Source organism: Paramicrobacterium agarici, from assembly GCF_002563955.1.
Taxonomy (GTDB): domain Bacteria; phylum Actinomycetota; class Actinomycetes; order Actinomycetales; family Microbacteriaceae; genus Paramicrobacterium; species Paramicrobacterium agarici.
Genome location: NZ_PDJE01000001.1, coordinates 627464 through 640600, shown reverse-complemented (window position 1 = coordinate 640600; position 13137 = coordinate 627464). Strand labels below are relative to the sequence as shown.

13 protein-coding genes are annotated in these 13137 nt (G+C 62.8%); 5 read left to right on the top strand and 8 right to left on the bottom strand.

Annotated elements, in window-relative coordinates; all coding sequences use genetic code 11:
* Position 1 precedes the first annotated feature (1 nt).
* Positions 2 to 919, top strand: coding sequence for a citrulline utilization hydrolase CtlX (gene ctlX / locus ATJ78_RS03235; protein ID WP_098406286.1), 918 nt, complete (start codon positions 2 to 4; stop codon positions 917 to 919).
* A gap of 2 nt (positions 920 to 921) precedes the next feature.
* Here ctlX and ATJ78_RS03230 read toward each other — a convergent pair whose 3' ends face one another.
* The 3 genes from ATJ78_RS03230 to ATJ78_RS03220 are packed head-to-tail and all read right to left on the bottom strand — an operon-like array spanning position 922 to position 3492.
* Complete coding sequence (locus ATJ78_RS03230; RefSeq protein ID WP_098406285.1) at positions 922 to 1353, bottom strand: Lrp/AsnC family transcriptional regulator; 432 nt, start codon at positions 1351 to 1353, stop codon at positions 922 to 924.
* Positions 1354 to 1405: 52 nt separating this feature from the next.
* Positions 1406 to 2746, bottom strand: coding sequence for a family 4 glycosyl hydrolase (locus ATJ78_RS03225; protein ID WP_098406284.1), 1341 nt, complete (start codon positions 2744 to 2746; stop codon positions 1406 to 1408).
* A complete protein-coding gene (locus ATJ78_RS03220; protein ID WP_098406283.1) occupies positions 2743 to 3492 on the bottom strand; it encodes a DeoR/GlpR family DNA-binding transcription regulator in 750 nt (249 codons plus the stop codon). Before ATJ78_RS03220 ends, ATJ78_RS03225 begins: the two co-directional genes overlap by 4 nt.
* 115 nt (positions 3493 to 3607) lie before the next feature.
* Between ATJ78_RS03220 and ATJ78_RS03215 the strand changes: the two genes are divergently transcribed.
* From ATJ78_RS03215 to ATJ78_RS03200, 4 genes are read left to right on the top strand one after another with little or no spacing between them, the layout of a single operon-like run.
* The gene (locus ATJ78_RS03215; protein WP_098409176.1) at positions 3608 to 4741 is read left to right on the top strand and encodes a PfkB family carbohydrate kinase; all 1134 of its coding nucleotides are present in this window, start codon (positions 3608 to 3610) and stop codon (positions 4739 to 4741) included.
* A complete protein-coding gene (locus tag ATJ78_RS03210) occupies positions 4738 to 6096 on the top strand; it encodes an ABC transporter substrate-binding protein (protein ID WP_098406282.1) in 1359 nt (452 codons plus the stop codon). Before ATJ78_RS03215 ends, ATJ78_RS03210 begins: the two co-directional genes overlap by 4 nt.
* Positions 6071 to 7000: a carbohydrate ABC transporter permease gene (locus ATJ78_RS03205; RefSeq protein ID WP_098406281.1), complete on the top strand. Its 930-nt coding sequence runs from the start codon at positions 6071 to 6073 to the stop codon at positions 6998 to 7000. Before ATJ78_RS03210 ends, ATJ78_RS03205 begins: the two co-directional genes overlap by 26 nt.
* Positions 6997 to 7812, top strand: a complete 816-nt coding sequence (locus ATJ78_RS03200; RefSeq protein WP_098406280.1) for a carbohydrate ABC transporter permease — start codon at positions 6997 to 6999, stop codon at positions 7810 to 7812. The genes ATJ78_RS03205 and ATJ78_RS03200 overlap by 4 nt, the downstream gene beginning before the upstream one ends.
* Here the strand turns inward: ATJ78_RS03200 and ATJ78_RS03195 are convergent.
* From ATJ78_RS03195 to ATJ78_RS03175, 5 genes are all read right to left on the bottom strand, one after another.
* Complete coding sequence (locus ATJ78_RS03195) at positions 7802 to 8830, bottom strand: Gfo/Idh/MocA family protein (protein WP_098406279.1); 1029 nt, start codon at positions 8828 to 8830, stop codon at positions 7802 to 7804. The two genes, ATJ78_RS03200 and ATJ78_RS03195, sit on opposite strands and share 11 nt — an antisense overlap.
* A complete protein-coding gene (locus ATJ78_RS03190) occupies positions 8827 to 9234 on the bottom strand; it encodes a tautomerase family protein (protein WP_098406278.1) in 408 nt (135 codons plus the stop codon). Before ATJ78_RS03190 ends, ATJ78_RS03195 begins: the two co-directional genes overlap by 4 nt.
* A 588-nt stretch (positions 9235 to 9822) precedes the next feature.
* Complete coding sequence (locus ATJ78_RS03185; protein ID WP_245836185.1) at positions 9823 to 10533, bottom strand: carbohydrate ABC transporter permease; 711 nt, start codon at positions 10531 to 10533, stop codon at positions 9823 to 9825.
* A 205-nt stretch (positions 10534 to 10738) separates the two neighbouring features.
* The gene (locus tag ATJ78_RS03180; RefSeq protein WP_169923373.1) at positions 10739 to 11497 is read right to left on the bottom strand and encodes a carbohydrate ABC transporter permease; all 759 of its coding nucleotides are present in this window, start codon (positions 11495 to 11497) and stop codon (positions 10739 to 10741) included.
* A gap of 176 nt (positions 11498 to 11673) precedes the next feature.
* The gene (locus tag ATJ78_RS03175) at positions 11674 to 13032 is read right to left on the bottom strand and encodes an extracellular solute-binding protein (protein WP_098406275.1); all 1359 of its coding nucleotides are present in this window, start codon (positions 13030 to 13032) and stop codon (positions 11674 to 11676) included.
* Positions 13033 to 13137 lie beyond the last annotated feature (105 nt).

Genomic DNA, 13137 nt, shown 5'->3' with positions numbered 1-13137 from the left:
AATGTCGATTCAGGCACCATCGGCCGTGGTGCTCGTGCGGCCGCGCCACTTCACTCCGAATCCCGCGACGGCAACCGACAACACGTTTCAGAAGCCGGCGACGCGCGACGCCGAGACGATCGCGCGAGCGGCGTGGAATGAGGTGACGGATGCTGCCGCGGAGCTCGAGCGCCACGGCGTTACCGTGCATCTATTCGACGATGAGCGCGACGATCGGGCCGACGCCGTGTTCCCGAACAACTGGTTCTCGACGCACTCCGGCGGGCACATCGCCATCTATCCCATGCAGTCGCCCAGTCGGCGCGGCGAGCGTCGCGAAGACATCATCGAGCTGCTCAAGCGCGAGTACCGAGTTCAAGACGTCATCGACTACTCGGGGCTCGAGTACGACGATGTGTTTCTCGAGGGAACCGGCGCGATGGTGCTCGATCACCTCAGCCGCATTGCTTACACGGTGCGGTCGAACCGCGCGGACCCGATCGCGCTCGAGCGCTTCTGCACGAACTTCGGCTATGAGCCCATGGCCTTCGACGCCGTCGACGAGAGCGGCTGCCCGATCTACCACTCGAACGTGCTCATGTGCGTCGCCACCGACTTTGCGCTCATCGGGCTCGACTTCATTGCCGACGAGCGCCGCCGCACGCAAATCGTCGATCGGCTCGGCGCTCACGATCGCGAGGTCATCGCGCTGACCCGCGAGCAAGTTCGCGAGTTTGCGGGCAACGCGATCGAGCTTCAGGGTCGCGATGGCCGCGTCCTTGCACTGTCGACGCGCGCGCTCGCTGCACTCACGCCGCAGCAGCGCGCCACCATCGAGAAGAGCTGCGAACTCGTGCCACTCAACGTGCCGACCATCGAGCTCGCAGGCGGCTCTGTGCGCTGTATGCTCGCCGGGATCCACCTCGACCCCCGCCGCTGAGATCAGCGCAGGGCAGAGCTGAGCAGCAAGCTCGTCTCGCTGTTGATCACACCTTCGACCCCGCGAATGCGCGCGAGCAGCCGGTCGAACGACGCGAGACTATCAGTGCGCAGGTCGGCGACGAGATCCCATCCGCCGTTCGTGGTGTGCAAAGCGTGCACCTCGGGAAAGCCGCGCAGTCGGTCGATCACGTCGGACGTAGTGCGCCCCTCGACCTCGATGAGGCTGACGGCCCGCACGACATCGGTGCTGACGTCTTCGCGAACGCGAACCGTGAATCCGAGCACGATGCCGTCGTCGACGAGCCGGTTGATGCGGTTGTTGATCGTCGCGCGGGTGACGCCGAGGCGATGGGCAAGGGTCGCTACGGGCTCTCGGCCGTTGAGGCGCAGCTCGGCGATCAGGCGTTCGTCCAGTTCGTCGACGTCTCTCATACAGCGATTCTATGAGCGTTGGTCGACGCTGCTCCGGCCCACGTCCGTACGGTCAGTCGAACGCGCGCGCAACTCCCGGAATCACCTCTCGGTACCGCTCGAGAAGGCGCTTCGCCGTCGCGACCGAGTCCACAATCGGGTGCGCCGCGATCGCGCGCCATGCAAGCGACGGGTCTCGCCGCGCTGACGCCGCGATCGTGAGCTGCTCTGCAGCCTTCACCTGCTGCATGAGTCCGATCATGTCGCCGGTCACGGGGGCAACACGGTGCGGGTGGATGCCGCTGGCGTCGACGGTGCACGGAATCTCGACGACGGCGTTGTCGCTCAGTTGCGGCACCGCGCCACGGTTGGCGACGTTCAGAATCATCGTCGACGAGCCCCCTCCGCTCAACGCCGCCATGAGCGCGAGCGCGACAGCCTGATACCCGCCGCCTTCAATGTCGCTCGCCTCACGGTTGTCGCGTTCTTCCTCGGGGCGACTCTCGGCCATGTAGCTCGCTTCGCGCTCGAACTTCGTGCGCTCCCAGCTCGCGAACGCGTCGGGATCTGCGGCAGCATCCTGGTAGAAACCCGACTGCTGGGCCAGCAGAAACTCACCCCGCGTCTGCACGCTCTCGCGAATGCGCGCTGTGGCCTCCGCCTGAAAGTAGTAGTAGAAGAGGTACTCGTTGGGCAGTGCACCCAGTGACCGCACCCAGTCGAAGCCCATGAGCCGCGCCTCTTCAATGCCGTACAGCGCGTCGTCGTCAGCCAGCAGGTCGGGTAGTTTTTCGACGTCGCCGACCGTGATGCTTCGCAGCCAGCCGAGGTGGTTGAGGCCGACATAGTCGAACGAGACGGATGCTGCGTCGCCACCGACCGCACGAACGGCGCGGCGCATCAGACCGATCGGGGTGTCGCAGATGCCGACGACCCTGTCACCGAGCTCGGCCTGCATGGTCTCGGTGACGATGCCTGCGGGATTTGTGAAGTTGATCACCCATGCCTCGGGCGCGAGCTCGGCGATGCGGCGAGCGAGGTGCCGCACGGCAGGCAGGGTCCGCAACGCGTACGAGAGCCCGCCAGGGCCGATCGTCTCCTGCCCGAGAACGCCGAGGTCGAGGGCGACCCGCTCATCGGCGATACGGCCTTCGAGGCCGCCGACGCGCATGGCAGAGAACACGAAATCGGCGCCGGAAACCGCGTCGTCGAGGTTGGTCGTATAGGTGAGCTTCGGTGGCCGAGCGGCAGAATCCGCCTGGCTCTCGAGCACAGCGCGGATCGCAGCGAGACGCTCAGTCGAGACGTCGTGAAGGCACAGCTCGTCCACGCGCGTCGGCGCGTCCGCGGAACTGACAGCCTCAAAGATCTGCGGCACGCGAAAACCGCCACCGCCGATGATCGTGAGTTTCATACCGTGATCACATCACTTCCTGCATCGGCAAAGAGAGCACGCGTGCTCGCGTCTGCGGTTTCGCTCGTGACGAGCGTGTCGATCCGGTCGTGCCCGCACACCGCGTGAAGGCCGATCCCGGGAAACTTCGTCTCGTCGGCGACGAGAACTTTGTGCAGCGAGCTGTCGAGGATCGCGTGCTTCACGGCGACTTCGATACCCGTCGAGTCCATGACCGTGCCGTCGCTTCTCACGCCACTCGTGCCGACGAAGCCGATCGTCGCTTGAATCTGTCGGAACGCATGCTCGGCGAGCGGTCCGACGAGCGAGTGATACGAACGCCTCACGATTCCTCCGGCCAGCACCAGCTCGATTCCGTCGTCGTCGCGCAGCTCGTCGAGAACCGCGATGCTCGACGTCATGAGGGTGATCTTCTTGCCGCGCAGATAGCGCGCGACCAGAGCCGTCGTCGTGCCGATGTCGAGCACAACAACGTCGCCGTCGACGACGAGCTCTGCTGCTCGACGGGCGATGCGGTCTTTGGTGCCGCTCGAGGTCTGCGCCACTTGCTGGAACGGAACCTCATCGGCCTCGATGCTCCCGCCCCCGCGCACTCGATTGAGTCGCCCTTCGGTGCTGAGCTTGTTGAGATCGCGCCGGATCGTCGAGGTGCTGACCCCCAGCATCTCCGCCAGATCGGTCACCGAGGCCTCCCCGGTCTCGTGAAGACGGCGCACGATCGCCGCGTGCCGTGTTGAAGTCAGCATGCGCTGATGCTAGCAAGCACAATTGAGCAATTTCAAGCATCATTGGTCTTGTTGTGCTCAGAGTTGCGTGCTATTGTCCTGACAATTGCGCGACCAAAGGAGCCCCGTGTCAGACATGAACCCGAGCCACTCGGTTCAGACCAGCACGCCCGAGCAGCCCCTTGATCTCTTTCTCGCGGGCTCGCTCTTCTTCGACGTGATCTTCACGGGACTGACGTCCCGCATGGCTCCCGGTACGGAGGTCATGGCAGACGGCATGGGCTCGGTTCCCGGCGGAATCGCGAATCTCGCCGTGGCCGCCTCGCGCCTCGGACTAAACACGGGGCTGAGCACCGGGTTCGGAGACGACGCATACGGACGATGGTCTTGGTCACTTTTGAGCAAGCAGGAGCACATCGACCTCAGCCGTTCGCGCATGTTCGAGCACTGGCATTCCGCGGTCACGGTCTCGATTGCGACCGACGGCGATAGAAGCATGATCACGCACGGTCATGACATGCCCGAGAGCTTCGCCACCATGATCGGAAATCCTCCGTCGGCGAGCGCGTGCATCATCGATCTGCACACGTCACACGACGAGGAGCCCTGGTGGAACTCCGTCGACACGGCAGCGACGAAGATCTTCGCCGATTCCGGATGGGACCCGACCGAGAAGTGGGACGTCGCCACGCTGGCTCCCCTCGACCGCTGCCACGCCTTTCTGCCCAATCACGTCGAGGCGATGAAGTACACGCGAACCGAGACGCCAGAGCAAGCGTTGACGAAGCTTGCCGACCGCGTGCCTCTCGCCGTCGTCACGCGGGGAGCCGATGGCGCCATCGCCGTCGACTCCGAGACGGGAGAACGCGCGAGCGCGCCAGGCCTTCCCGTTCGGGCGTTCGACGCGACGGGAGCAGGCGATGTTTTCGCCGCGGGCATCGTGCTCGGAACGCTCGAGGGCTGGCCGCTGGAGCAGAGGCTGCGCTTTGCGATTCTGTGCTCGGGTCTCGCCGTCGAGAACTTCGGGGGCTCTCTCGCATCACCCGGATGGGGTGACATCGCCGACTGGTGGGCGATGCTTCGCTCCCGCTCCGATGCGTACTCGCGAGAGCTCTCGCGGGAATATGGTTTTCTCGACGACGCCATCCCTCGTCACGCGACGCGCTCCGTGCGCAGAGCAGAGGCGACGTTCGGGCTCCTCGACGAGGCCGAACATCACGCGCACGGAACATTCTCTCCTCCCCAAACACCGACACATAAGGACACATGATGAGAAAACGTTCGATCATGGTCGCCAGCATTGCCGCAGCGACCGCTCTCATGCTCACAGCGTGCACGCCGGGTTCGAACAATGCGAACCCCTCTGACGAGAGCACCGACCGCACGGTCAAGACGGATGTCTCGGCCATGGGGGACCTCACGCTGACCGTGTGGGATCAGGAGGTGCGCGGCGGGCAAGACGAGCAGATGACCAAGCTCAACGCCGCGTTCGAAGAGAAGTACCCGAACATCACGATCAAGCGGGTTTCCCAGTCGTTCGACGATCTCAACAAGACGCTGCGTCTCGCGCTCAGCGGTGACGACGCTCCGGACGTGGTTCAGGCGAACAACGCCCGCAACTCGATGGGCGCCTTCGTCCAGGCCGGTCAGATCGTCAGTCTCGACCCGTGGGCAGAGGCCTACGGCTGGGAGGACCGGTACTCCGAGAGCGTGCTCACGTATTCGCGCTACAGCTCCGACGGGGTCACGTTCGGTGAGGGGTCGATCTTCGGGCTGCCTCAGGTCGGCGAGGTCGTCGGCGTCTTCTACAGCAAGTCTGCGCTCAAGGACGCCGGCGTCGAGGTGCCTGAGACATGGGACGACTTCACGTCAGCGCTCAAGACGGTGAAGGATGCCGGTCAGACGCCGCTGCTTCTGGGCAACATCGAGAAGTGGCCCGCCATCCACGACTTCGGTCTCGTGCAGGGTGCGCTCGTGCCGAGCGATGAGATCGCCACGCTCGGCTTCGGCAACGAGGGCGCTTCGTGGACAACGCCGGAGAACGAGAAGGCGGCGTCGACGCTCGCCACCTGGGCGAAAGACGGCTACTTCAACGAGGGTGTCAACGGCACCGACTACGACGCGGCATGGCAGAAGCTCACCGACGGGTCGGGCACCTTCCTCATCGGCGGGTCATGGCTTGCGGCGGACCTCGAAGACGCGATGGGCGATGACGTCGGCTTCTTCGCTCCCACGTCGTCGGTCGGAGAAGGCATTCACACGACGGGCGGAACGGGATTGCCCTTTACCGTGACGAGTGCGTCACAGTATCCTGATCTGGCTGCCGCCTACATCGACTTCATCACGAACGAAGACGCCATGCAGGTGCTCGCCGACACCGGAAACCTGCCCGTGGTCAACACCGCAGACTACGCTCCCGAGTCCGGCGTCCAGGCCGACGTCTTCGGTGTCTTCCACTCCGTGACGACAGACGGCGTGCTGCTGCCGTACCTCGACTACGCGACCCCGACGATGGCCGACACGCTCGGTTCGAGCCTGCAGGGACTGCTTGACGGGCGAACGTCGCCAGAAGAATTTACGAAGGCCATCGAAAAGGACTATGCAGACTTCGTCGCCCAGAACTGACCGCACGGGCCGTGGTGCAAACGCTGCATCACGGCCCGCACGGCGCTACCAGTACAGCGCGTATCTGTACATCTTGCCCGCACTGCTGATCTACGGCGCCTTCATGCTCTTTCCGCTCGGCCGAGCGGTGCATCTGTCGTTCTTCGAGTGGGACGGGCTGACCCTTGGAACCTTCATCGGCTTTGAGAACTATCTCGACATCGTGGCCGACGAGCAGCTTCGAGCCGCGTTCGTGCACGCTCTCGTGCTCATGTTCTTCTTCGCGATTCTGCCCGTGTGCATCGGCCTCGTTCTCGCAGCGCTTCTCACGCGGGCAAAGGTGCGCGGGCTTCCCCTTTTTCGCACTGTGGTCTTTCTGCCGCAGGTGATCGCCATGGTCGTGGTCGCCGTCACGTGGCGCCAGATCTACGCTCCCGATGGGCTGCTTAACAGTGCACTGCGCGCGGTCGGCCTTGATGCCGTCACGCGAAGCTGGCTCGGCGACTACGACATCGCGCTGCCCGCGGTGGGGCTCATCGGCACGTGGGTGTGCACCGGGCTTGTCACCGTTCTGCTGATGGCGGGAATGGCGAAGATCCCGGTCGAGCAGTACGAATCGGCACGGCTCGACGGTGCCGGTCCGATTCGCGAATTCTTCTCGATCACCGTGCCGTCGGTGCGAGCCGAGACCACGGTCGCGCTCACGCTGACGCTCATCGCGTCGCTCAAGACCTTCGACCTCATCTACATGACCACGCGCGGCGGCCCAGGGTACTCGACGACCGTTCCGAGCTACGAGGTCTACCGGCGGGCTTTCGAGCTCGGCCAGGTCGGCTCTGCGGCTGCCGTCGGCGTGACGATCACGGTCATCATCTTCATCATCAGCCTCATCGTCAACCGGCTCGGCGAACGGAGTTCAGCATGAGAATCAGCCCGTTCGAACGCTTCGCCAACTACGCGATCCTCATCATCGTCGCGCTGGTCGTTCTCACGCCCGTTGCCACGATCCTCGTCACCGCGTTCGGCCCCGCCTCAGCCTCGGACGCTCGCGTCAGCATGTGGCATCCCGAGAATTTTCAGGCCGCCTGGGTCGAGGGGCGATTCGGCCAGTATATGGCCACCTCAGTGCTTGTCGCTGTCATCGTCGTCACGCTCACGGTCGTGCTCTCATCGTTGAGCGGCTACGCCTTCGGCACCATGCGCTTTCCCGGAAGCACGCCGTTGTTCTACCTCTTTCTGCTCGGCATCATGGTGCCGGCCGAGGTGATCGTGGTTCCGCTGTTTTACGACCTGCGCGACATCGGACTCGTCGACACGATCTGGGCCGTCGCGCTGCCGCAGGTCGCGCAGTCCGTCGCATTCGGAACGTACTGGATGCGCACGTACTTTCGCGGAGTGAATCGGTCGATGATCGAGGCGGCGAAACTCGACGGAGCGTCGTCGCGCCGCATCCTCTGGTCTGTGCTTTTGCCCATGGGGCGTCCAGCGCTCACGACCATGACGGTGTTGGTGTTCATGTGGACGTGGAACGAGTTTCTCATTCCGCTCATCATGTCGCCGAGCGGGCAGTTTCGCACGGCGCCGCTGGGACTCGCGTTCTTTCAGGGTCAGTACACGCAGGGCACTGCGCTGCTGGCGGCGGGGGCGATCCTCGTGGCGCTTCCGGTCGTGCTGCTGTACATCTTTCTGCAGCGGCACTTCATCAAGGGGATGCTGGAGGGCGCCGTCAAGGAGTGACGGTGCGGTGCTCGGCGGCACTCTGCCTGGCAGCATCCAGCACCCGCAGCACCGTGACTCCCTGCGCAGCCGGAACCGGTCCCGCCTCGCCATTGACGACCGCGTGGGCGAAGGCGTCGTAGTAGCAGGTGTAATCGCCCTGCTCCGACGTAACGCGTCGAGTGCCGTCGGCTGTGGTGAGCGTGCCCCAGCGGTCGTCGCTCTCGTACCCCCAGGCGGCACGATTGCCCGCGGGACGCTCGCCCGCGACCACGGCCTCCGCCTGCACGTCGCTGTAGTCGGAGACATAGGTACCCGCGGCACCGAGGAGCTTCAGGTCACGCGATTCGAGGCGGTACGCCTTTGACGCCGAGATCGTTGAGTACGCGCCGGACGCGTGCTCAACGGCGATGACGAAGCCGACGTCGGTGCGCCCCTGCGCAAGGTTCTGCCACTCGAGGTGCGCCGTCACGCGGCGGGGCTCGCCGGCAAGCAGGATCGCTTGGTCAACGACGTGGCTCCCCAGGTCGCGCAGAAGCCCGCCCTGAGGGCCGGCCTCGATCGAGCTCGGGTCGTCTTGATCGCACCGCAGCTCGAGCCGCTGGAGGGCTCCGAGAGCGCCCGATTCGAGAACGGAGCGCGCGGTGACGATGTCGGCGTCGAAGCGGCGGTTGTGAAAGACATTCAGCAGAACTCCCGCCCGCTCCGCGGTTTCGGCGAGAAGGCTGCCGGTTGCAGCATCCGGTGCGAACGGTTTATCGGCCACGATGGGCAGCCCGAGCGCGATCGCCTCGAGCACGAGCTCTTTGCGGGTCTGTGGTGGAGTCGTGATCACGACCGCGTCGACCCCAAGTGCCGCGAGATCGGCAAGGGAGTCGCAGATGTACGCTGCCGGGTACTCGTCGCGAGCGAGGCGCTGACGCTCGGGTGAGCGCGTGACAATGCCGACGAGCTCGCACTCATCAGATGCCGCGATGAACGGTGCATGAAACCACCTGCCCCCAGCGCCGAAGCCGACGAGGCCGATCTTCACCGTCATGACGCCTCCGGAACGCCCAGCTCGCCCGTGAGATACTGAGCGCGGCCGAACCCAAACGTCCAGTCTTGAGGACCGTTCTCGACGTACCCGAGAAAGACGTCGTTGCCTGTAACGCCGATAGCGTTGAGCCGCTCGGCGATGGTCGCGTAGAGCGACTGCTTGGCAGCATCCGTTCGACCGGCCTGTGTGAAGATCTGGATCATAACGACACCGTCGCTGCGCTCAAACCCGAGGCCGGCGTCTTCGGCGATGATCTGCCCCGACGTGTGCTCGGTGATGATCTGAAATCGATCGCGATCAGGGATGCCGTATTCGGCGACGATCGCGTCGTGAATGGCGTCGGCGATGCCGCGCACCTGCTCTGGACTGCGGCCTTCGTTGAGGTCAATGCGAACGAGCGGCATGAGTGATCCCTTCTCGGCGGGCTGTCAGATGCCTGCCCGGCTCCGTTAGGTTTGTTCTGACATTCTGTCGCGATCGAGTCGAGAAGGGAAGTGAGCACCGCTGTGCGCACGTTCTGCTGGCTCCAACTCGAAGATTCTCGCTGTCGCGCGGGCAGTTGCCGATGATGCCGGTATCAGCGCATTGAAAACGCGCGTCGAGTGGCAACAGCCCCGCTCGACGGGCCGAGACACTGCAGCATCCCTCCCTCACGCAAGCGGGATGGTCTGGAATGACCAGAACAAACCCGCGTATAGACGATCGCTGTCGGAGTCACCCAGCCGCAGCGAACCTGATGCAGAAGGTGCGTCTGCTGGTACGCCCGCTTCAATCCAACCATCCGACGATCTCCGAGCGTTGATCCGCAACCCAGGCTTCAATGGCTCGACAGTATTCGATGCGATCCACAAGCGGCGCGCATTGGACAAGCTCGTTCCGCGTGTCAGTGTTCGACCCTGCCTCGCGCAGTTCGTCCGACAAACGCCGACGCTCTTCACCGGAGAGGCGCTAGCCAGAAGTACCTGTCTAACGAGAGGGTGGCTTGCTAGGCTTTAGCCCTTGACGGCGCCGGCAGTCATGCCAGTGACGATGTATCGGTTTGCCACAATCGCGAGTACGACGATAGGGACGGCTGCGATCGTTCCCGCCGCTGCCATTTCACCCCAGGTCACGTCAAACGGCTGCACCAGCGAAGCGATCCCGACCGTCAGGGGCGCAGATGGGCCACCCGAGGTCATGGTGAGCCCGAAAAGGAACTCGTTCCACGCCATAATGGCGACGTAGATGCCGACGGAGGCCAGACCTGGCCTCACAAGCGGAAGCGCAACGGAGAAGAAGGCTCGAGCCTCCGAGGCGCCGTCGACGAGGGCAGCTTCGCGCAGTTCCTCCGGGATCTGGCTGAAGAATGAGCGTAGCAGGAGCACCGCGAACGGCAGGTTGAACAACGTGTTGATGAATATCAGCCCGAGGTTCGAACCGAGGAGCCCGAGAGAGCCCATCGTCAGATACAGTCCGGGCACCAATGTCATCGGCGGCACAAGCGGCAGGAACGCCGCAAGTACTAATGCCGGGATGGTCAGCCACTTCGATGGAGAAAGCCGCGATAGCGCGTAGCCCGACAGCGCTCCGAGAATCAAGCACAGAAGCACCGTTCCAGCGGTGATCACGAGCGAATTCCCAATTTGCGCAATGAAGGAACTTTCTGGGGACAGTACCTCGGTGAAATTGCCGATCCAGAACGGAAAATCCCACGATCGATTCACGATCGCACGATTAGGCAGGAACGACTGAAAGAGCGTCCACGCGATCGGGATGACAGTTGCTATTGCTGTAATCAGAATGATGACGTCGACAAGTACCGAACCGCGTGACCGTTGCCGAGCTGGGCGACGGGCACCCTGACGAAGGACAGTCGTCCTCGTCGACGGCTCTGATGTCATTGAATGTGCACTCATTTCCGCCCAAACCTCACTTAATGCCGAGAGCCGAGATGCGACGCGCAAAGAAGGCTCCGCCGACAACCGCCAAGACGATGGCAACTACTGACACGCTGAGCGCGGCAGCGGTACCAAACTCAAGCTGATCAAAGAAGAGCGTACGGATATGGAGGCTGACGATATTCGTTGCTCCGTTTGGTCCGCCACGAGTAAGCAAGTACATCTCGTCAAATGCTTTGATGCTGGAGACAAGACGGACCAGAGTCACCACAAGGATCGCGGGCATGAGCATCGGGATGACGACCCGCATTGTGATTTGCCACTCAGTCGCGCCGTCCATACGCGCCGCCTCGAGGACTTCTTTCGAGACTCCTTGTAGCGCCGCATAAACGAACAGGAAGACGATGGGTGTCCAGTGCCAGATATCGACGACGGCGACCGACAGGAACGCACCGCTCTCAGAGTTGAGCCACGATTGTGTCGGCAGCCCCCAGTTCAAGAGCACCTTATTGAAGCCGCCAACCGTAGGGCTCAGCAGGAGCAACCACATGAGGCTCACGACAACAGGCGCCACGACCGCGGGCCAGACGAACACGTTACGTGCGAGGGCTCGGCTCCAGCCCGCTCGGTCTACAAGCAAAGCCAGCGTCGTTCCGAGCCCTACCGTACCTATCACTGTCACCGCGATGAAGAGAATCGTGACCACGACAGATTGCTGCGTCGTCGGATCCGCCCAGACTTCCGCAAAGTTCGCAAAACCGGACGAACTGGAAACGAACAGTCCGTCCACGATCTGAGTGTCGGAGAAGGCGAGTCGTACGAGTTCGCCCAGCGGATAGAGCGCAAATACTGCGAGGAACGCGAGAAACGGCGCGAGGGCGATGGTAGCGAACCCTCGCCCCCGGTTAAGGGAACGAGGGCGCCGCCGGGGAGTTGACGGATTTTTCCGTAACTCCCCGGCTGCGGTCACTTGCCGCCTCCCATCGGGTAGCCGGCCTCTTCGATGATCGGCGTGAGTTCTTCATCGATCGCCTTCACACCCTCTTCTGGACTGATCGACCCTGCAGCAATCTGTGCGAGATACTTCTCCGTGATCGGAGCCATCTTCGCTCCGAACGTATAGCGGACGTGCTTGTTCACGTTGGGAAGTGCCTCTTGAATTGCGTTCAAGTACGCGAGTTCCCCATCGGACACGTCGACGGATTCGAGGATGTCGTCTCTCGTTGGAATTCCGCCTGCTTCTGTAAACGCAACCTGCGCCTCCTTCGAGCCCATCCACGTGATGAAGTCCAGAGCAGCTTGTGACCTTTCGTCAGTAAGCCCGGCCGGGACGGTCAGCGCCCACACGCCGCTCGCTGCTGCAGGCCCCGCGTCGCCTCCGGGCAACGGAGCGAAACCGACGTTCTCGACGACATTGGAGTTCGCCTCGTCGAGGAAGTTGGGTGCCGCGGCGGCAACCGCCTGCACCTGTGCCGTTTCCCCGGCCTGCATTGCGCCGATGACCTGTGCCTGTCCAATGGTCGCGGTTGCACTCGGGCCGAGCTTCGCGAGCTCTCTCAGCGTTGTGGCGGCTTTGATTCCTTCAGGGCTCGAGAGGTTCGGAGTCCAATCCGTTCCTTCATCTTTGAACCAATTGGCCCCATACGAATACATGATCGCCAAAAAGTCGTAGGTGACCTGAGTTCCTCCGCCTTTGGATCCCTGCGTCCGCAAGGTGTACCCATAGTTCGCGAGCCCCTGTTCCTGAGCTTCCTTACCAATCTGAATGGCCTCGGCCCACGTCGTTGGAGGCTCTGCTCCAAGCTCCTCGTAGACGTCAGTTCGGTACGACAGGATTTGGATATTGCCGTTCAGGGGAATCGACATCGCCTCGCCGGATTCACTCGAAATGCGCTTTTCAGCGTCCCAGTGAGTGAAGTTCCCGTAGCTGTTGATCGCGGGATCCTCTTTGTAGCTTGGATCGATATCGGTGAACGGAACTACCCATTCGTTCTCGAAGAACTCGGGCATCCACGGTTCGTCCAGTTGATAGACGTCGTATGCATGGCTTCCGCTTTGCACGTCATTGAGGATCTGCGTTCGAACCTCATCGTAGGGAACGGTGCGGAGGTCAACGCTTACGCCGCTCTCTTCCTCATAGACTTTGATCGCGGCCTCGTACGCGCCGAGCCAGGGAGACTCATTGGTGATGACGACGAGGGACGAACCGTCTCCGCCGCCTTCTCCTAGCGCGCCTCCACCGCCGCCCGAGCAACCCGAGAGAATAAGGCTCCCGCCCGCTATGGCGGCGACTACGCCGGGTACTCGCCATCTCTTCACGTTCATGTTCGCTCCTTTGCGATTCCCCCGATTGCCCCATCGTGCTGGTTAGGCTATATTGACCTAACAAAGTTAGGAAAGTCAAGAGAGTTTCCTATTTGTTATGACTTT